The sequence below is a fragment of the Amycolatopsis sp. w19 genome (assembly GCF_051373225.1).
GTDB classification, from domain to species: Bacteria; Actinomycetota; Actinomycetes; order Mycobacteriales; family Pseudonocardiaceae; genus Amycolatopsis; species Amycolatopsis japonica.
The window spans coordinates 1-17,247 of the sequence record NZ_JBPQFM010000012.1; the positions used below are offsets into that span (position 1 = coordinate 1).

The following is a 17,247-nucleotide window of genomic DNA, read 5'->3' on the forward strand; positions in this document are numbered from 1 at the left end:
CCAGGACGGCCGTCCGCCGCAGACCCGGCGGCCCGGCCCCGAGGCGCCCGGCAGGCCACCGCTGCCGCAGCGCCGCCGTCAGGCGAACCTGGTCCCCCAGCTGTTGGAGGACCGGCCCGCCGCCCAGCGCGAGGAGGTCCGCGAGGACACCCCCGAGCTGGCCAGGAACCGGCTCGCCGCGTTCCAGCAGGGCACACGCCGCGGCCGGGACACCGAACCCACCGACGACTACACCGACCTCGACATGTACGGAGATCGTGACTAGATGGCCAACGCGGGAGTCAGTGAACTCGACTGGTTGCTGGATGACCTGGTCAAGCGCGTCAGCGGGGCCGACAGGGCGGTGGTCCTGTCCTCCGACGGCCTGCTCATCGGACGGTCCGGGAACCTGTCGGAGCAGGACGGCGAGCACCTGTCCGCGGTCGCGTCGGCGTTCCAGAGCCTCGCGCGGGGCACGGGACGGCACTTCGGCGGCGGCAACGTCCGTCAGACCATGGTCGAGATGGACCACGCCTTCCTGTTCGTCACCGCGGCCGGCCGCGGCGCGTGCCTCGCGCTGCTGGCCAAGGAGGACGCGGACATGGGCCTCGTGGCCTACGAGATGAACCTGATGGTCAAGCGGGTCGGCGCGGTGCTCACCTCGGCGCCCCGCGCCGCGACTCCCACTTCGCCATGAGCGGGCGGCACGAGTCGTGGTTCGAGGAGGAGGCCGGGCCGCTGGTCCGGTCGTACGCCGTCACGGGCGGGCGCACCCGCTCGGACACGCTCGGCCTCGACCTGATCACCCTGGTGGTCGCCATGCGCTCCTCGCACGAGGTCGCGGGCTTCGAGCCGGAGTACGGGCGGATCCTCAACCTGTGCCAGAGACCGACGTCCGTCGCGGAGGTCGCCGCGCGTATCGATCTGCCGTTGCCGGTGGTGAAGGTGCTGCTGAGCGACCTCATCGAACAGAACCTCGTGCTGTTCCGCACCGCGACCCCGGTCACCGACACCCCCAACAAACACGTACTCCAGGCGGTTCTTGATGGCATCCGGAAACTCTGAGCCCCGGCGATCCTTGACCGCGAACGCGGTCAAGGTCCTCATCGCCGGCGGGTTCGGGGTCGGTAAGACCACGATGGTCGGTTCGGTCAGCGAGGTTCCCCCGCTGCGCACCGAGGAGGTCATCACCGCGGCGTCCGAGGGCGTCGACGACCTCACCGGTGTCGAGAAGAAGACGACCACCACGGTGGCCCTCGACTTCGGCCGCATCACCATCAACCCCGAGCTGATCCTGTACCTGTTCGGCACGCCCGGTCAGGACCGGTTCTGGTTCATGTGGGACGAGCTGGCCGAAGGCGCGCTCGGCGCCGTCGTGCTGGCGGACACCCGGCGCCTCGACAGCTGCTTCGCGGCCGTCGACTTCTTCGAGCGCCGCGGGCTGCCGTTCGTCGTCGCCGTCAACTGCTTCGACAACGCGTACCGCTACGGCACCGAGGAGGTCCGGCAGGCGCTCGACGTCGGCATGGACGTCCCGCTGCTGCTGTGCGACGCGCGGGAACGCGAGTCGACGAAGCAGGTGCTGACCGTCCTGATGGAGCACGTGCTGGCGCTTTCGGACCTGGCCGCCGGGTTGCCGCAGGGCCGCTGACGTTTCGCGCGTGAAGGCCCCCTTCCCTCGACTCAGCCGAGGGAAGGGGGCCTTCACGCGCTTCAGGACTTGCGGCGGCGGCGCAGGGTGTCGAGCGCGTAGGTGCCCGGTCCCACCACCGCGAACAGCAGGAAGATCCAGGAGTACAGCGCGGCCGTTTCGCCCTTGTTCTGCAACGGGAGCAGCGCGTCGGGCTGGTGTACGACGAAGTACGCGTACGCCATCGTGCCCGAGAGGAGGACCGCGACGGGGCGGGTGAACAGGCCCGCCAGGATCAGCAGCGAACCGACCGTTTCGATCACCCCGGCGTACCAGCCCGGCCAGGTGCCGACCGGTACGGCGGCCTTGTCGAACAGTCCCATCTTCTGCAAACCGTGGCAGAGGAAGAGGAACGACACCACAACGCGGACCACGGAGAGGGCAAGTCCCTGCCACTTCGGAGCGGTCGGGCCCACCTCGGTGGTCGTGGCGGCGGCTGTCTGGGTCATGACGCATCCTTCCGGCTCAAGGTGGTCTAAACCATTGATGTGATTGAGGATGCCGGATATCCCATCGGTAGGGAACTTTCTTTCGGGGGGTAATTCCATGTTATGCCCTCATTTATTGACAGCGAATCGACAGGTACGCGATAAAAAGGCCCCTTTCCTGGAATCAATCCAGGAAAGGGGCCGCGCGATTCCCGTTCAGCGACGACGGCGCAGGGTGTCGAGGGCGTAGGTGCCCGGGCCGATCGCGGCGATCAGCAGGAAGATCCAGCAGTAGAGGGTCGACAGCTCGCCCATGTTCTGCAGCGGCAGCAGCCCTTCCGGCGCGTGCACGGTGAAGTAGGCGTAGGCCATGACGCCGGAGAGGAGCACCGCGACCGGCCGGGTGAACAGGCCCACCAGCACCAGCGCGGCGCCGGCGACCTCGATCACGCTGCCGTACCAGCCGGGCCAGGAACCGAGCTCGACCGAGCCGCCCGCGCCGTCGACGCCACCGAAGAAGCCGAATCCCTGCAAACCGTGGCAGAGGAAGAGGAACGAGACGACGATCCGGACGGCCGACTGGATCGCGCCCTGGGTCTTGGCGGCACGCGAGGTGGTGGCGGTGGTGGTCTCGGCGGGGGTGATGGTCTGCGTCATGGTTCCGGTCCTTCCGGGAGTGTCTGTCGGGCGGCTTCTGACAACGCGTCGGACAGGCTCGACGCGAATCGACATCCACGACGAAACTTTTTTCGCGGGCCGGTCACATCACCCGGTCGGAGCAAGGCCAGACTGGACGGCATGGCGGGTAAGACGAGTGCCGGGATCCTGCTCTTCCGCAGGTCGGGCGAGGTGACCGAGGTGCTTCTCGGGCATATGGGCGGGCCGTTCTGGGCGAAGAAGGACGCGGGCGGCTGGTCGGTGCCCAAGGGGGAGTACGAGCCGGACGAGACGCCGGAGGCCGCTGCGCGGCGCGAGTTCCAGGAGGAGCTGGGGCTGCCGGCGCCGGAGGGGGAGTACCTCCCGCTCGGCGAGGTGAAGCAGTCCGGCGGCAAGATCGTGACGGTCTGGGCGGTGGAGGGCGACCTCGACCCGGCTCAGGTCGTGCCGGGTGTCTTCGAGATGGAGTGGCCGCCGCGGTCGGGCCGGACGCAGGAGTTCCCGGAGGTCGACAGGGTCGCCTGGTTCGGGCTGGCCGAAGCCGAGGAGAAGCTGCTCAAGGGGCAGCGCCCGTTCCTCGTCCGGCTGGGCGAGCTGCTCAACGGCTGAGCGGCTTAGGGCCGGGGCTGTCGTGAGTGCCGCGTCCATGACGTGGCGCCGCACTCGCGTGATCGAAGCCGGAACTCGCGTGATCAGCGGCGGAACACCGAGCGCGGCATCCAATCACGCGAGTTACGTGCTTGATCACGTGAGTCGCGCCTTTGGTCGCGCCGCGCCTGCGTTCCCAGTTCGCGTGACTGGTTGGACGGCACGGCGAGGCGTCCCTCTGGACACGCGTGTCGTCCCGCTGATCACGCGCGTCGTCCATCCGCGCACGACCACCTGTGCCGACGACGGGCAGAGGCGTGCGGCATCAACGACTGAGCAGCTCGCCGAGTGGTTTGTCGGCCAGCGAACCCAGCACGAGGTCGGCGTGGTCGAAGTTCAGCACCGCGGTGATCGCGTTCGGCACGGCGACGCATTCGAGCCCGGCGGCCTTCGCCGCGGTGACGCCGTGCGGTGAGTCCTCGAACGCGATCGCCTCGGCCGCGGGCAGGTCCAGCGCGGCGAGCGCGGCCAGGTAGAGGTCCGGGCTCGGCTTCGCCTGGTGGAGGTCGCCGGTGAGCACGGCCTCGAACGCGTCCGCGAGGCCGAGCCGGTTCAGGTGGGTAGTGACCCAGTCGCCGGTCGAGCTGGACGCGATGGCCAGCCGCAGGCCCTGCTCCTTCGCGTCCGCGAGGTACTCCTCGACGCCGGGACGCGGCCCCACGGTTTCCAGCAGTTCGATGACCCTGGCGCGGACGCCGGTGCGGACCGCGACCCGGTCGAGGTTCTCGTCGTTCTTCTCCAGCAGCTCGAACATGGCGACGGCGGTGTTCTGCGTGCCGATCACGGTGTGCCAGACGTCGAGGGGGAGTTCGTCGCCGCGGGCGCGGAAGGTCTCCTGCCAGGCCACGAGGACGGCCGCCTCGGTGTCGACCAGCGTCCCGTCGAAGTCGAAGATCAATGCGCCGGTCATGGGACGAGTCTACGTCTTGACTCACTGAGTGGTACGGATTACCGTACGCATTCGTTAGGAAACTTACCAAACGAACAAGTGTACTCGAAGTGAACGCCGCGCACCCGTCCCTCTCAACCCGCCGCCACGGATTCCCGGGGAGATCGATGTGAAGGCCCGAACCCGACTACTGCCACTAGGCGCGGCCGCCATCCTGTTGCCGACGCTGCTCAGCGGCAACGCGCAAGCCGCTGATGTCCTTTTGTCCCAAGGAAAACCCGTCCTCGTCTCCTCGGTGGAGTCGTCCTCCTACGGCGGCCCGCTCGCGGTCGACGGCAAGACGAGCACCCGCTGGGCGAGCGCCGAAGGCGTGGACCCGCAGTTCATCCGCATCGACCTCGGCGGCCCCTCGGCCATCAACCGGGTCAAGCTGAACTGGGAGGCCGCGTACGCCAGCGCGTATCGCCTGGAAGTCTCCAACGACGGCTCGGCGTGGACCTCGATCAAGTCCGTCACCGGCGGCAACGGCGGGACCGACGATCTCACCGGCCTGTCCGGCCGCGGCCGGTACCTGCGCCTCGTCGGCACCAAACGCGCCACCAGTTACGGCTACTCCCTTTGGGAGATGCAGGTTTACGGGACGTCGGACTCGTCCGGCGACACGCAGGCGCCCACCGCGCCGACGAACCTCAAGGCCGGTTCGATCACCGCGTCCACTGTGGACTTGACGTGGACCGGTTCGACGGACAACGTCGGCGTCAGCGGCTACGAGGTGCTGCGGAACGGTCAGGTCGTCGGCACAACTGAAAGCGCTTCCTACACCGACAGCGGGCTGAGCGCGTCGACCGCGTACACCTACACAGTCCGTGCGAAGGACGCCGCCGGCAACACCTCGGCGGCCAGCAACCAGGTGCAGGCGACCACGCAGGCGGGCGGCTCGTCGTTCGTCCTCGCCGCTTCCGGTGACATCGCCGAACAATGCACCGCGTCCTCGTCCTCGTGCATCCACCCGAAGACCGCCGCGCTGGTCGGCCAGATGAACCCGGCCGCGGTGATCACCATGGGCGACAACCAGTACGACGACGCCCACATCGAGGACTTCACGAGCTACTTCGACAAGACCTGGGGCAAGTACAAGAGCATCATGCACCCGGTCCCCGGCAACCACGAGACCTACGACCACACCCCGCTGGGCGCCTACAAGCAGTACTTCGGCAAGATCGCGACGCCGAACGGGAAGACCTACTACAGCTGGGAAATGGGCAACTGGCACTTCGTCGCCATCGACAGCACGGAGTTCTCGCCCGGTCTGGCCGCGAACGCGATCAGCGACGAGCAGCTGAACTGGATCAAGCAGGACCTGCAGAGCAACACCAAGCCCTGCGTCGCCGCGTACTACCACCACCCGCGCTACACCTCGGGTGACCACGGCGACAACGACAAGATGGCGACGCTCTGGGAGACCATGGTCGGAAACAAGGTCGACCTCGTGCTCAACGGGCACGACCACCACTACGAGCGCTTCTACCCGCAGAACGCCGACGGTGACAAGGACGCGGCCGGTCCGGTGCAGATCATCGGCGGTGGCGGCGGGGCGACCCTCTACCCGGTCAAGACCGAACACCCGGCCACCGCGAAGGCGATCTCGACCTACGGCGTGCTCAAGCTGAACATGTCGGACAACGCCTTCTCGACCCAGCTGATCGGTCTCGACGGCAAGACCATCGACTCCTCTCCCACCTACACCTGCCACTGATCCCCGTGAGGAGGTGCCGCGTCGCGTCGCGGCACCTCCTTCCGGCGCTGGAGGTCTCTCATGTACATCGCCACCAGTAGGGGATCGGACGCCGCGGCGGATGTCCCGAAGAGCGGCGTCAAGCGGGCCGTCACCGGGAATGTCGTCGCGCTCGGCCTGGTCAGCCTCGTCACCGACATCTCGTCGGAGATGGTGACCGCGGTCCTCCCGCTCTACCTCGTCCTCGGTCTCGGCCTGAGCCCGCTGCAGTTCGGTGTGCTCGACGGCCTCTATTCCGGTGTCACCGCCGTCGTCCGGCTCGTCGGCGGCCATCTCGCGGACCGCTGGCAGAAGCTCAAGGCGGTCGCCTGCTTCGGTTACGGGCTCTCGGCTTTGGGCAAGATCGGCCTGATGCTGGCGGGTTCGTCCACCGTCGCGATCGGCGCCGTGCTCGCGGCCGACCGCACCGGCAAAGGCGTCCGGACCGCCCCGCGCGACGCGCTGATCACCTTGAGCAGCGATCCCGAACACCTCGGCCGCGCGTTCGGCGTGCACCGCGCGATGGACACCTTCGGCGCGTTCCTCGGCCCGCTGGTCGCGATGGCCGTGCTCTGGCTCAGCCTGGGCAGCTACGACTCGGTGTTCTTCACGAGCTTCTGCATCGCCGCGATCGGCGTGATCATCCTGGTGGTGCTGGTCAAGGACCACCAGCCGAAGCCACGAGCCGAGCGGACCAAGGTCTCCTTGCGGGAGACGGCGGGCCTGATCCGGCAGGCGTCGTTCCGGCGGATCTGCGTCTGGGCGGCGCTGCTGGGCCTGGTCACCCTCAGCGACTCGTTCCTCTACCTCGTGCTGCAGCGCCGCTGGGAACTCGGCGCGGTCTTCTTTCCCTTGCTGCCGCTGGGAACCGCGGGGGTGTACCTGCTGCTCGCCGTTCCGTTCGGCAGGCTTTCGGACCGGATCGGCCGCTGGAAGGTGTTCCTCGGCGGGCACGTCGCGCTGGTCGTCGCGCTGCTGGCGCTGCTCGGCCCGGTGGACGGCGGCATCCTCGCGGTGCTGGCGCTCGTGCTGCACGGTGTCTTTTACGCGGCTACCGACGGTGTCCTGATGGCCGCCGCCGGGCCGCTGCTGCCCGAACACCAGCGGGCGAGCGGGCTGGCGCTGGTGCAGACCGGGCAGGCGACGACGCGGATGCTCGCGTCCGTCCTTTTCGGACTCGCCTGGACCACCTGGGATCTGCACGCCGCGGTCCTGGTCGCCGCGGGCGCGCTGGCCGTGGTGGTCGTGGCGGCCGCCGTCCTCCGTCCGTTGCGGACCTACGCATGAGGGCGCGGATCCTGGGAGTGGCGGCGGCGGTCGTCGTCCTGATCGCGGCGGCCGTCGGCTACGGCGTCCTCTCCCGGGACCGCGGGCCGGCCGTCAACTCGGTCGCCGTCGTGACCGGGCAGCCGGTTTCGGCGCAGGCCAAGGGACAACTGCTGTTCCGCAACACCGCCGAAGGCCCCGACTTCGGCCATCTCGCCACCGTTCCGGCCGACCGTCCCGGCGAACCCCGGAAGGTGTCCGGCCTCAGCTGCGACCGGTTCGCCGCTTCGGCGGGGACGGCGCTGTGCCTGGCCGCGCAGCCGGGGGTGCTGCCGCCGATGACCGACGTCATCGTGCTGGACAAGGACCTCAAGGAGATCCGCCGGATCGAACTGCCCGGCACACCCAGCCGCGGCCGGGTCTCGCCGGACGGGAAGCTCGCCTACTGGACGCTGTTCGTCAACGGGGATTCCTATGCGGAGACCGGGTTTTCGACCAGGGCGGGGATCTTCAACCTGACCACCGGGAAACTGATGAAGAGCATCGAGGAGATGGGGCTCCTGCTCGACGGCAAGCCGTACTACTCGTCCGACGTGAACTACTGGGGGATCACCTTCGCCCCCGACGGCAAGAAGTTCTACGCGACCGTGGGGACGAAGGGGAAGACGTACCTGGTCGAGGCGGACTACGAGAAACTCGTCGCGAGGATGATCCGGGAGAACGTCGAATGCCCGTCGCTCTCGCCGGACGCGAAGCGGATCGCCTTCAAGAAGAAGGTCTCCGCCGATCTCGCGGCGCCGTGGCGGCTTGCCGTCCTCGATCTGGCCTCCGGCAAGGAGACCATGCTGGCCGAGACGCGGAGCGTGGACGACCAGGCGGCCTGGCTCGACGACCGGACCGTGGCGTACGGCGTGGACTCGGCGGTCTGGTCGGTTCCGGCGGACGGGAGCGGGGCGCCGCGGGAGCTGGTCGCGCAGGCCGCCTCACCTGCCGGTGTGTAGTGGGTCGGGCACCTGAAGTACATGAAGGCCCCCTTCCTTGCGCCTGGCGCAAGGAAGGGGGCCTTCATGTACTTGGGGAAGGTGTGAAGGTCGAGTTGCGGTGCAGGTGGCGATCTCTGAAGGTGGTGAAGGCCTCCTTCACTACCTTCAGGGTAGGCAAGGAGGCCTTCACGGACTTCGGACCAGCAGGTACGTAGGGACTTACCCCGAATCGCCACTCACGAGGCCCATCGCGTCCGCCTGCTCCCGGAACACGTCGTAGGCGGCGGTCCCGAAGAGCACGAACCGCACCAGTTCCACCGAACAAGACCCGGCCGCGAGCGTGTTCGTCACGGTCTCGAGGGCGATTTCCGCCGCGGACTCGACGGGCCACCGGTAGATCCCGGTCGAGATGGCGGGGAACGCCACGGTGTGCGCGCCGAGATCGGCGGCGACGTGCAGCGAGTTGCGGTGGCACGCCGCCAGCAGTGCCGAACGGTCTTCGGAATCGGACCACACCGGCCCGACGGTGTGCACCACCCAGCGCGCCGGGAGGCGGCCCGCCGTGGTGGCGACCGCCTCTCCGGTCTTCAGTCCCTTGCCGTAGTGGCCCGCGCGCAGGGCCCGGCATTCGGTGAGGATCTCCGGCCCGCCGCGGCGGTGGATCGCGCCGTCCACCCCGCCGCCGCCGAGCAGTGACGAGTTCGCGGCGTTGACCACGACGTCGACCTCTTGTTCGGTGATGTCGCCTTCGACCAGTTCGATCATCGGGATCGCTCCGTCAGTCGGTGAAGTACTCGATCAGGATTGGGGCAACGGCCTTCGGCTTGAGCATATGCGTCTGGCCCTCGATCGTGCGGTGCTCGGCGCCGGGCACCGCCTTCGCCAGCGCGGCGACGCCGTTGCGGATCCACGCGGGGCTCTTGCCGCCGTCCATGACCAGCGTCGGCACGGAAACGCCCGCCCAGCGGCCTTCGGGCAGCGGGGTGCCGTCGTGCAGGCCGTCGAACAACGCGGCGTCGTAGCGCAAGGTCGGCGCGACCTTCTTCAGCTTCGGCCACGCGGGCATGAACTGCATCATGAAGACGACCGGCGCCGGGACGCGGACGCCTTCCCGCATGAAGGTCTTGATCGCGGTGCCGGGACGACCGGCGGCGATGGCGTTCTCCAGCCGCTCGTCGTAGTCGGCCGGGACCGGCGGGCGCGTGTCGTCGACGACCAGCGGGAATTCGTAGACCGCCAGTTTCGTGATCGGCAGCCCGGCCTTCGCGGCTTCGAGGGCGAGCGCGGCGCCGGACGAGATCCCGTAGACGTGGGCCGTCCCGCCCGCTTCCTTGATCAGTGCCGCGATGTCCTCGACTTCGCGGGCGATGGAGAACGGCGCGGTGTCGCCGCTCTCGCCGCGGCCGCGGCGGTCGTAGGTGTAGACGGTGAAGTGCGCGGCCAGTTCGGCGGCCAGTGGCTTGGCGGGCCCGAACTCGCGATGGCACATCGCGCCGTCGACCAGGATGACGGCGGGGCCGGAGCCGGTGCGGGTGTAGGCGATGGTGGTGCCGTCTTGCGAGGTCACGGTGCTCATGGCGGGAATTCTCCTGTAGTCGTTCAGCGGGTGGTGCGGAGGATGACGGCGGTGACCCAGCCCCAGGCCAGCATCACGGCGGCCCAGAAGGCGAGCATGACGACGGCGTTCGCGTTGCCGGAGCTCATCGTGGCGAAGGCGGCGAAGAACGCGATGCCGGTGGCGCGGGAGTAGGCGGCCCACCCGCGGTGGCCCTCACGGGAGAAGCGGCTCGCGAACACGAAGGTCGCGGCGATCAGCGAGAGGAAACCGACCGAGCCGGCGGCCATGTGCAGGATGCCCGCGGTGCTGATGGTGGCGGGGCCGGAACCGGCCGGGAAGCCATTGCCCGGGTCGGCCTTGAAGACCGCGGCGAAGAGCAGGCTCACGCCGAAGACGCCCAGCAGCCGTGGCCCCCACGTGCTTCCTCTGCCCGGTTCGAGTGTCCGGCTCAGGCCGATCGCTCCCGCGATCATCAGGACCCCGGTGACCAGGAAGTTCGTCACCTGGATCCAGCCGGCCTCGCCGTTGCTCAGCATGCTCGCCGGGTGCTTCGTCAGGTCGAAACCGTCGCGCACGGCGGCCTGGGTGAGCGAGGTCAGGAAGTACAGCGGGCCCGAGACGGCGCCACAGGCGAGCAGGGCGCGCGCGGGAAGCGCGACGTGGGTCCGGGTGGCGGTGATGGTCATCGGTTTCTGCCTTTCGGGGCGGGGTGCGTTGGCACAACTCTCGCTCCGAAAGTCTCGGTTGTCAAGACAAAAAAATTTGTCGGTGGTGTCGATGGGACACCGAGAGGTGTCGCAACGGGGTGGCTACTTGCCGTTTCGCAAGGTCAGGAGGGTGATCTCGCTCGGCGCGAAGACACGCAGCGGCGGTCCCCAGAAGCCGGTGCCGCGGCTCGTGTAGAGCTGCGTGCGCTCGCCATGGCGCGAAAGTCCGGCCAGTACGGGCTGGTCGAGCCGGACCAGGAGATGGAACGGCCAGATCTGGCCGCCGTGGGTGTGCCCGGAGATCTGGAGGTCGATACCCGCCTCCGCGGCCTGCTTGACCTGCTTCGGCTGGTGGGCGAGCAGGACGACCGGCGTGCTCGCGGCGACGCCGTCGAGTGCGGCGGGGAGGTCGGGGCCGTGACCGGGCAGGCCGGAGGCGGCGCCGGTCGGGTCGTCGATCCCGGCGAAGACCAGTGTGTCGCCGCCCTGGTGGACGGGCAGATGCCGGTTGTGCAGCGGCTCCCAGCCGAGGTCGCGCATATGGTCGAGCCAGGCCTGCGCCTCGCCGAAGTACTCGTGGTTGCCGGTGATGTAGAACTTGCCGAGTTTCGCCCGCACCTTCCCGAGCGGCGCGACCTGCTCACGTCGCTTGGCGACGGAACCGTCGGCGAGGTCACCCGCGTGGGCCACGACGTCGGCGTCGAGTTCGTTCACCACTTCGACGACCTTCTCCGACCACTTCGTCCGGTTCAGCGGGCCGAAATGGGTGTCGGTGATGATCGCGAAGCGGAGGCCGTCGAGTCCGGCGCCGAGGCGGGGGAGCACGACGTCGAGTTCCTTGAGCCTCGGCACGCGCCGGGCCTCGGCCATCCCGTACGCCGCCAGCGCCACGAAGGCCACCAGTACGACGCCGGACACAATGCCTGCCGCACTGTCCACTCCGGACACGGCGAGGATCAGCCGCAGTACGTTTCCGAGTACGGACAACGAGAACAGCAGCCAGATCAGCCCGAGGGAGAGGTCGCCGATCTTCGCGGCGAGGTCGCGCTGCCACGGGCCGTGGCCGAGGACCATGCACGCGGGCACGGCGAGGGCCGCGACGGCGAACACGATCGTTCCGAGGACTTCGAGCGCGGCCGGGAGTTCGGGGGAGCCGACGATCGTCCACCACGGCACACCGAACAGGAGGGCGAGGACGGCGATCAACGCGGCGACGCGGACAAGGATGCGGGGCATGATGACGGCCAGACTAACAGCCCAATGGTCTCTACCGCCGTTTTCGCTGAGGGGCGTCTCAGGTACGTAGACGGACGTACGCGCGGTGTCGCTTCACGGCCGACGCTTTCCTCGTCGCCGCGGAAGACACTCGACGGCATGATGCGGACGATCGAACGTGTCGCCTACGCGACCGGGGCGCTCCTGTTCCTCAGCGGTCTCGTGCACGCGGTCGTGCTGATCGCGTCCGGCGGTTCGTGGACCGGGCCGCTGTCGATGCGGAAGGCTGTCACGTTCGGCCTTTCGTTCGGGCTGACGCTGGCCACCGTCGCCTGGGCGACGTCGTACGTCGCGGTCCGGCCACGCGTGCGGAACACGCTGCTCGGCGTGTTCACGGGGGCGAGTGTCGTGGAGACGGTGCTGGTGAGCATGCAGGCCTGGCGCGGGGTGCCGTCGCATTTCAACTTCGAGACCGGCTTCGACAACGCCGTGTCGACGACGCTCGCGGCGGGCGGCGGCGTCATCATCCTGACGGCGGTGACGTTCACGGCCGCGGCGATACGCGGCGAAGGGGAGACGACCGCGAGCATGCGGCTCGCGGTGCGGTTCGGGCTCGTCGCGCTGCTGGTGGCGCTCGGCGCGGGCGCGGCGATGATCGCGAGCGGCGTCGTCGAGGCGCGGGGCGGGAATCCGCAGCTCGCGTACACCACCGCCGGCGCGCTGAAGCCGCTGCACGCGGTGGCGATGCACGCGATCCTCATCGTGCCGGGGCTCGCCTGGCTGCTGCGGTTCGCGGACTGGACGGAACGGCGGCGCGTGCGTCTGGTGTGGGTGGCGATCGGCGCCTACTCGGTGCTGACCGCGGTAGTGGGGCTGGAGTCGGTGACCGGGGTTTCGCCGCTGGCGGCTTCGCCGGTGGAGATGGTGACTTCGGGACTGGCCTTGGTGGTGCTGGGGCTTATCGGTGCGGTGGCCGGTCGTGAAGCGGTTCGGCGTCGGTCCCGGCTGCAATGAAAGGTCCTTTCCTTGCAAAATTTGCAAGGAAAGGACCTTTCATTGCACGCGCTAGCGGCCCACGTAGGTGCGAAGGTGCCGCGCCGTGAGCGTGTCACCCGAAGCGACCAGATCGGCCGGAGTGCCCGTGAACACCACCTGGCCCCCGTCCGAACCCGCGCCCGGCCCGAGGTCGACGATCCAGTCCGCGTGCGCCATCACGGCCTGGTGGTGCTCGATGACCACCACCGTGTTCCCGTCGTCGACGAGCCGGTCGAGCAGGCCGAGCAACTGGTCGACGTCGGCGAGGTGCAGTCCGGTGGTCGGCTCGTCGAGGACGTAGGTCGCCGACTTCTCCGCCATCCGGATGGCGAGTTTGATCCGCTGCCGCTCCCCGCCGGACAGCGTCGTGAGCGGCTGCCCGAGCCCGAGGTAGCCGAGGCCGACGTCGGAAAGCCGGTCCAGGATCGTCCGCGCCTGCCCCGACGGGAAGAATTCGCGTGCCTCGGCGACGGGCATGGCGAGCACCTCGCTGATGTCCTTGCCCCGCAGTTTGTAGGTCAGGACCTCGGCGGTGAACCGCTTGCCCTCGCATTCCTCGCAGACCGTCGCCACCCCGGCCATCATCGCCAGGTCGGTGTAGATCAGCCCGATGCCCTTGCATTTCGGGCACGCGCCTTCGGAGTTCGCGCTGAACAGGGCCGCCTTGACGCCGTTGGCCTTGGCGAACGCGGTGCGGATCGGGTCGAGCAGTCCGGTGTAGGTCGCCGGATTGCTGCGCCGCGAGCCGCGGATGGCCGACTGGTCGAGCACCACCACGTCGTCCCTTGTGGACAGTGAACCGTGGATGAGCGAGCTCTTGCCCGAACCGGCGACCCCGGTGACCACGGTCAGCACGCCCAGCGGGATGTCGACGTCGACACCGCGCAGGTTGTGCCGGGTGGCGTTGCGGATCTCGATCTGCCCGCGTGCCGCGCGGACGTCCGTGCGCAGCCGGGCACGGTGGTCGAGGTGCCGTCCGGTCAGCGTGCCGGACGCCCGCAGGCCGGCGACGTCGCCGGTGTAGCGGATCTGCCCGCCGTTCGGGCCCGCGCCGGGGCCGAGATCGACGACGTGGTCGGCGATCTCGATGGTCTCCGGTTTGTGCTCGACGACGAGCACCGTGTTCCCTTTGTCCTTCAACAGGAGCAGGAGACCGTTCATGCGCTGGATGTCGTGCGGGTGCAACCCGACGGTCGGCTCGTCGAACACATAGGTGACGTCGGTGAGGCTGGAACCCAGGTGCCGCACCATCTTCACGCGCTGCGCCTCACCGCCCGAAAGCGTCCCGGATTCGCGATCGAGGCTCAGGTAGCCGAGGCCGATCTCGACGAGCGAGTCGAGGGTGCCGCGCAGGGTCTGCATCAGCGGGCCCACCGACGGATCGTCGATCTTGCGGAGGAAATCGGCGAGATCGTTGATCTGCATCGACGAGCAGTCGGCGATGTTCAGCCCCTCGATCTTCGAGGACAGCGCCGCTTGGTTGAGCCGCGCGCCGTCGCACGCCGGGCATCGCCGGAACGTGATCGCCCTGTCCACGAAGGCCCGGATGTGCGGCTGCGTCGCTTCCTTGTCCTTCGACAGGAACAGCCGCTGCACCTTCACCAGCAGGCCCTCGTAGGTGGTGTTCAGCCCGCCGAGCTTCATCTTGGTGGCGGGTTTGTGCATGAAGTCTTCCCACTGCTGCGGGGTGTAGTCCTTGAGCTTGACCGCGGGGTCGACGAAACCGGACTCCGCCAGCCCCTTCCAGTACCAGCTGCCGGGCGCGAAGTTCGGGACGGTGATCGCCCCTTCGTCGAGCGAAAGCTCTTTGTCGACGAGCTGGTCGATGTCGATGCTCGAGACCTTCCCCAGCCCCTCGCAGTCGGGGCACATCCCCTCGGGAAGGTTGAAGCTGAACGCTCCCGACGTCCCCACGTGCGGGGTCCCCAGCCTGCTGAAGACGATCCGCAGCATCGTGTGCGCGTCGGTCGCGGTGCCGACCGTGGAGCGGGAGTTGGCCCCCATCCGCTCCTGGTCGACGACGATAGCGGCGCTCAGGTTCCGCAGCGCGTCCACGTCCGGCCGTCCGACGGGGGCCATGAAGGACTGGATGAACGCGGTGTAGGTCTCGTTGATCAGCCGCTGCGATTCGGCGGCGATGGTGCCGAACACCAAGGACGACTTCCCCGACCCCGAGACACCGGTGAAGACGGTGAGGCGGCGTTTGGGGATGTCGACCGAGACGTCGGCGAGGTTGTTCTCTCTGGCTCCGCGCACCTGGATCATGTCGTGGCTGTCGGCGGCCGAAGGCATGGCTCTCCCCTGGTTGGAACTCTTTAGCCTGTAAAGTGAGGGTAGCAGAGGTTAGTTTATACTGTAAGGAGTTGGCAAGTGGTCGTCTACGCGGCGCAGGGTGACCCTCGGCGGTCGATGGCACTGCTGTGGCGGACCGAGCCGCCGGACGCCGAGCGGCCCGGCCCCAAGCCGGGGCTTTCGGTGGAACTGATCGTCGACACCGCCATCACCATCGCGGACGCCGAAGGCATGGCGGGCCTTTCGATGCGTGCGGTCGGGGACAGGCTCGGCCGGACGGCCATGGCGCTCTACACCTATGTCCCGAGCAAGAGCGAACTGGTCGATCTCATGTACGACAAGGCGCTCGCCGAGGTCTCGGTCGTTTACGACGGAGACGGCTGGCGCGCGGACGCCGCGCGCTGGGCCGAGGATCTCTGGGACTTCTACCTGCGGCACCCGTGGGTCCTGCAGGTCTCGCAGGCGCGGCCGGTGCTCGGGCCGAACGAGTACGTCGTGCTGGAAGCGCTGGTGAAGATCCTGCGCCGGACCGGGTTGCGCCCGGCGGCGCTGCGACGGCTGGTCTGCGCGCTGTACTCGTGCGTGCGCGAGCCCGCCAGGACGGCTTCGGAGGCCAGGCTCGCCGAAAAGGTGACAGGGCAGTCCGACGACGAGTGGTGGCACGCGAGGTCCGCGCATCTGAAGGAGGTCTCGCCGGACTTCGCCGAGCGATTCCCGACGCTGACCTGGATGGAGGCCGAGCAGGCGTTCCGCATGGAGGACGAAACGGTGTCCTATCTGGAGCAGGAGGCGAGGGAGGCCTTCGAGTTCTCGCTGTCCGTCTTGCTGGACGGAATCGAAGTCGCGACCAAAGCGGAGTAGCCTTCTCCGCATGCCCTCCGATTTCGCCTTGAAGACCATGAACGCCGTCCACCGCGTCATCCAGAAGGTCAGCGGCGGCCGCGCCGGCTGGCAGGTCGCCGGGATGACCGTCCTGGAACTGACCACCATCGGCCGCAAATCCGGCCAGCCGCGCACCGTCCTGCTGACCTCGCCGCTGCGCGAGGGCGACGCGTACGTCATCGTCGCCTCCCGCGGTGGCGACGACCAGCACCCGGCGTGGTTCCTCAACCTCCGCGACAACCCCGACGTCCAGGTCACGCTGAAGGGCGAGGCCGCGAAGCCGATGGTCGCGAGCGTCGCCGACGCCGATCTGCGTGCCCGCCTGTGGCCGAAGATCACCGCGGACTTCAAGAACTACGCGCAGTACCAGACCAAGACCGACCGGGAGATTCCCGTCGTCCTGCTCTCGCCCAAGGCTTAGGCGCGATCCGGTACCCGCCGCTGATGCGCGGGTGGCGGTGTCGCGTGACTGGATGGCCGACACGTGTGATCAGACGGACGACACGCGTGTCCAGGCGGACGGTTCGGGGGCCTGCCCCGGCTACCTGTGTGTCGTCCGTCCAGTCACGCGTGTCGTCCACCTGATCACGCGCGCCGTCCCCTCGAACACGGGCGACCGCTGAACCTCACGACCAACCGGACCAAGGCATCCCCCGCACGGGCCGGGTCCATCGGCCCTACCGGCGAGTCGGTAAGCCGGGGACCGTGGACCTCGACGCAGAGGAACTACGAGAACGCGGGGATGCCGATGTCCGACTCCTTGGGTCTCGAAACGCTCGATCGCGAGCAGTGCCTGGCGCTGCTCGCGCGGGCCGGGCTCGGCCGGGTGGTGTTCACCTCCCGGGCCATGCCCGCCATCCAGCCGGCGCGGTTCGCGCTGCACCACGGCGCGATCGTGGTACGGACGCCGTCACAGAGCGCGCTGTTCGCCGGGGTACTCGACAGTGTGGTGGCGTTCGCCGTCGACGAGTTCGCCAAGGACCTGGGGACGGGCTGGTACGTCACCGTCGTCGGCCGCGCCTCCGAGGTGCGCGACCCCCTGGTGATCGCCGAACTCGAGACCCTGCCGCTGGGCTGCTGGACCGGCCGGACGGACTCCCGGTATCTCCGGATCCCCATCGAGTCGGTAACCGGTCGAAGGATCCTCGGCGCTTGCAGTAACGAAGCACTGTCCGTGATCGACGCACCAGATGAGCGATCCGGGCGCGTTTGTCATTCCTGACCCCACTGCCCGGGGAGTTACT

The 17,247-nt window shown here is 68.5% G+C and carries 19 protein-coding genes and 1 pseudogene; 12 read left to right on the top strand and 8 right to left on the bottom strand.

Translation table 11 applies throughout. The annotated features are described in order from the left end of the window. From ACSMFO_RS22815 to ACSMFO_RS22830, 4 genes and pseudogenes are all read left to right on the top strand, one after another. Window positions 1–265 (top strand): annotated as a pseudogene (locus ACSMFO_RS22815) (histidine kinase); the annotation flags it as partial. Further along, entirely contained in the window at window positions 266–676 is a 411-nt protein-coding gene (locus ACSMFO_RS22820; protein ID WP_037341577.1) for a roadblock/LC7 domain-containing protein, read from the top strand. It begins immediately after the preceding pseudogene. Next, complete coding sequence (locus ACSMFO_RS22825; protein WP_016336739.1) at window positions 673–1,044, top strand: DUF742 domain-containing protein; 372 nt, start codon at window positions 673–675, stop codon at window positions 1,042–1,044. The genes ACSMFO_RS22820 and ACSMFO_RS22825 overlap by 4 nt, the downstream gene beginning before the upstream one ends. Continuing rightward, the gene (locus ACSMFO_RS22830; RefSeq protein ID WP_026466899.1) at window positions 1,025–1,630 is read left to right on the top strand and encodes a GTP-binding protein; all 606 of its coding nucleotides are present in this window, start codon (window positions 1,025–1,027) and stop codon (window positions 1,628–1,630) included. The genes ACSMFO_RS22825 and ACSMFO_RS22830 overlap by 20 nt, the downstream gene beginning before the upstream one ends. 62 nt (window positions 1,631–1,692) lie before the next feature. Here the strand turns inward: ACSMFO_RS22830 and ACSMFO_RS22835 are convergent, their stop codons facing one another. Both ACSMFO_RS22835 and ACSMFO_RS22840 read right to left on the bottom strand, forming a co-directional pair. After that, on the bottom strand, window positions 1,693–2,118 hold the full coding sequence (locus tag ACSMFO_RS22835) for a DoxX family protein (RefSeq protein ID WP_350582228.1): 426 nt from the start codon (window positions 2,116–2,118) through the stop codon (window positions 1,693–1,695). A 195-nt stretch (window positions 2,119–2,313) separates the two neighbouring features. After that, complete coding sequence (locus ACSMFO_RS22840) at window positions 2,314–2,754, bottom strand: DoxX family protein (protein WP_436460439.1); 441 nt, start codon at window positions 2,752–2,754, stop codon at window positions 2,314–2,316. A 141-nt stretch (window positions 2,755–2,895) separates the two neighbouring features. Between ACSMFO_RS22840 and ACSMFO_RS22845 the strand changes: the two genes are divergently transcribed. Then, window positions 2,896–3,363: an NUDIX domain-containing protein gene (locus ACSMFO_RS22845; protein ID WP_436460440.1), complete on the top strand. Its 468-nt coding sequence runs from the start codon at window positions 2,896–2,898 to the stop codon at window positions 3,361–3,363. 304 nt (window positions 3,364–3,667) lie between these two features. Here ACSMFO_RS22845 and ACSMFO_RS22850 read toward each other — a convergent pair whose 3' ends face one another. Further along, complete coding sequence (locus ACSMFO_RS22850; protein WP_436460441.1) at window positions 3,668–4,312, bottom strand: HAD-IA family hydrolase; 645 nt, start codon at window positions 4,310–4,312, stop codon at window positions 3,668–3,670. A gap of 148 nt (window positions 4,313–4,460) precedes the next feature. On the opposite strand from ACSMFO_RS22850, the gene ACSMFO_RS22855 reads away from it, so the two are divergent. From ACSMFO_RS22855 to ACSMFO_RS22865, 3 genes are read left to right on the top strand one after another with little or no spacing between them, the layout of a single operon-like run. Beyond that, window positions 4,461–6,047 (top strand): discoidin domain-containing protein, encoded by a 1,587-nt coding sequence (locus ACSMFO_RS22855; RefSeq protein WP_436460442.1) that lies wholly within the window; start codon window positions 4,461–4,463, stop codon window positions 6,045–6,047. Between the two features lie 60 nt (window positions 6,048–6,107). After that, the gene (locus ACSMFO_RS22860) at window positions 6,108–7,352 is read left to right on the top strand and encodes an MFS transporter (protein ID WP_037341585.1); all 1,245 of its coding nucleotides are present in this window, start codon (window positions 6,108–6,110) and stop codon (window positions 7,350–7,352) included. Next, window positions 7,349–8,332: a hypothetical protein gene (locus tag ACSMFO_RS22865; RefSeq protein WP_436460443.1), complete on the top strand. Its 984-nt coding sequence runs from the start codon at window positions 7,349–7,351 to the stop codon at window positions 8,330–8,332. Before ACSMFO_RS22860 ends, ACSMFO_RS22865 begins: the two co-directional genes overlap by 4 nt. Before the next feature lie 201 nt (window positions 8,333–8,533). Here the strand turns inward: ACSMFO_RS22865 and ACSMFO_RS22870 are convergent, their stop codons facing one another. The 4 genes from ACSMFO_RS22870 to ACSMFO_RS22885 all read right to left on the bottom strand — a co-directional run bounded on the left by ACSMFO_RS22870 (window position 8,534) and on the right by ACSMFO_RS22885 (window position 11,815). Next, entirely contained in the window at window positions 8,534–9,079 is a 546-nt protein-coding gene (locus tag ACSMFO_RS22870) for an O-acetyl-ADP-ribose deacetylase (protein ID WP_436460444.1), read from the bottom strand. Window positions 9,080–9,092: 13 nt separating this feature from the next. Continuing rightward, on the bottom strand, window positions 9,093–9,890 hold the full coding sequence (locus ACSMFO_RS22875) for an alpha/beta fold hydrolase (protein ID WP_436460445.1): 798 nt from the start codon (window positions 9,888–9,890) through the stop codon (window positions 9,093–9,095). Window positions 9,891–9,913: 23 nt separating this feature from the next. Continuing rightward, window positions 9,914–10,558, bottom strand: coding sequence for a DUF998 domain-containing protein (locus ACSMFO_RS22880; RefSeq protein ID WP_436460446.1), 645 nt, complete (start codon window positions 10,556–10,558; stop codon window positions 9,914–9,916). A 123-nt stretch (window positions 10,559–10,681) separates the two neighbouring features. Beyond that, window positions 10,682–11,815, bottom strand: coding sequence for a metallophosphoesterase (locus tag ACSMFO_RS22885; protein WP_436460447.1), 1,134 nt, complete (start codon window positions 11,813–11,815; stop codon window positions 10,682–10,684). A gap of 138 nt (window positions 11,816–11,953) precedes the next feature. Here ACSMFO_RS22885 and ACSMFO_RS22890 point away from each other — a divergent pair, with 138 nt between their 5' ends. Continuing rightward, complete coding sequence (locus tag ACSMFO_RS22890) at window positions 11,954–12,808, top strand: hypothetical protein (RefSeq protein WP_436460448.1); 855 nt, start codon at window positions 11,954–11,956, stop codon at window positions 12,806–12,808. A 51-nt stretch (window positions 12,809–12,859) separates the two neighbouring features. Here ACSMFO_RS22890 and ACSMFO_RS22895 read toward each other — a convergent pair whose 3' ends face one another. Beyond that, entirely contained in the window at window positions 12,860–15,121 is a 2,262-nt protein-coding gene (locus ACSMFO_RS22895) for an ATP-binding cassette domain-containing protein (RefSeq protein WP_436460449.1), read from the bottom strand. Window positions 15,122–15,199: 78 nt separating this feature from the next. Between ACSMFO_RS22895 and ACSMFO_RS22900 the strand changes: the two genes are divergently transcribed. From ACSMFO_RS22900 to ACSMFO_RS22910, 3 genes are all read left to right on the top strand, one after another. Next, complete coding sequence (locus ACSMFO_RS22900) at window positions 15,200–15,982, top strand: TetR/AcrR family transcriptional regulator (protein ID WP_436460450.1); 783 nt, start codon at window positions 15,200–15,202, stop codon at window positions 15,980–15,982. Between the two features lie 10 nt (window positions 15,983–15,992). Continuing rightward, on the top strand, window positions 15,993–16,424 hold the full coding sequence (locus ACSMFO_RS22905) for a nitroreductase family deazaflavin-dependent oxidoreductase (protein ID WP_038509054.1): 432 nt from the start codon (window positions 15,993–15,995) through the stop codon (window positions 16,422–16,424). Between the two features lie 321 nt (window positions 16,425–16,745). After that, entirely contained in the window at window positions 16,746–17,225 is a 480-nt protein-coding gene (locus ACSMFO_RS22910) for a pyridoxamine 5'-phosphate oxidase family protein (RefSeq protein WP_051972360.1), read from the top strand. Window positions 17,226–17,247 lie beyond the last annotated feature (22 nt).

Coding starts and splice junctions, on each gene's coding strand:
- ACSMFO_RS22820 (WP_037341577.1), top strand. CDS start 266: ATGGCCAACGCGGGAGTCAGTGAACTCGACTGGTTGCTGGATGACCTG.
- ACSMFO_RS22825 (WP_016336739.1), top strand. CDS start 673: ATGAGCGGGCGGCACGAGTCGTGGTTCGAGGAGGAGGCCGGGCCGCTG.
- ACSMFO_RS22830 (WP_026466899.1), top strand. CDS start 1,025: ATGGCATCCGGAAACTCTGAGCCCCGGCGATCCTTGACCGCGAACGCG.
- ACSMFO_RS22835 (WP_350582228.1), bottom strand. CDS start 2,118: ATGACCCAGACAGCCGCCGCCACGACCACCGAGGTGGGCCCGACCGCT.
- ACSMFO_RS22840 (WP_436460439.1), bottom strand. CDS start 2,754: ATGACGCAGACCATCACCCCCGCCGAGACCACCACCGCCACCACCTCG.
- ACSMFO_RS22845 (WP_436460440.1), top strand. CDS start 2,896: ATGGCGGGTAAGACGAGTGCCGGGATCCTGCTCTTCCGCAGGTCGGGC.
- ACSMFO_RS22850 (WP_436460441.1), bottom strand. CDS start 4,312: ATGACCGGCGCATTGATCTTCGACTTCGACGGGACGCTGGTCGACACC.
- ACSMFO_RS22860 (WP_037341585.1), top strand. CDS start 6,108: ATGTACATCGCCACCAGTAGGGGATCGGACGCCGCGGCGGATGTCCCG.
- ACSMFO_RS22865 (WP_436460443.1), top strand. CDS start 7,349: ATGAGGGCGCGGATCCTGGGAGTGGCGGCGGCGGTCGTCGTCCTGATC.
- ACSMFO_RS22870 (WP_436460444.1), bottom strand. CDS start 9,079: ATGATCGAACTGGTCGAAGGCGACATCACCGAACAAGAGGTCGACGTC.
- ACSMFO_RS22875 (WP_436460445.1), bottom strand. CDS start 9,890: ATGAGCACCGTGACCTCGCAAGACGGCACCACCATCGCCTACACCCGC.
- ACSMFO_RS22880 (WP_436460446.1), bottom strand. CDS start 10,558: ATGACCATCACCGCCACCCGGACCCACGTCGCGCTTCCCGCGCGCGCC.
- ACSMFO_RS22885 (WP_436460447.1), bottom strand. CDS start 11,815: ATGCCCCGCATCCTTGTCCGCGTCGCCGCGTTGATCGCCGTCCTCGCC.
- ACSMFO_RS22890 (WP_436460448.1), top strand. CDS start 11,954: ATGATGCGGACGATCGAACGTGTCGCCTACGCGACCGGGGCGCTCCTG.
- ACSMFO_RS22895 (WP_436460449.1), bottom strand. CDS start 15,121: ATGCCTTCGGCCGCCGACAGCCACGACATGATCCAGGTGCGCGGAGCC.
- ACSMFO_RS22905 (WP_038509054.1), top strand. CDS start 15,993: ATGCCCTCCGATTTCGCCTTGAAGACCATGAACGCCGTCCACCGCGTC.
- ACSMFO_RS22910 (WP_051972360.1), top strand. CDS start 16,746: ATGCCGATGTCCGACTCCTTGGGTCTCGAAACGCTCGATCGCGAGCAG.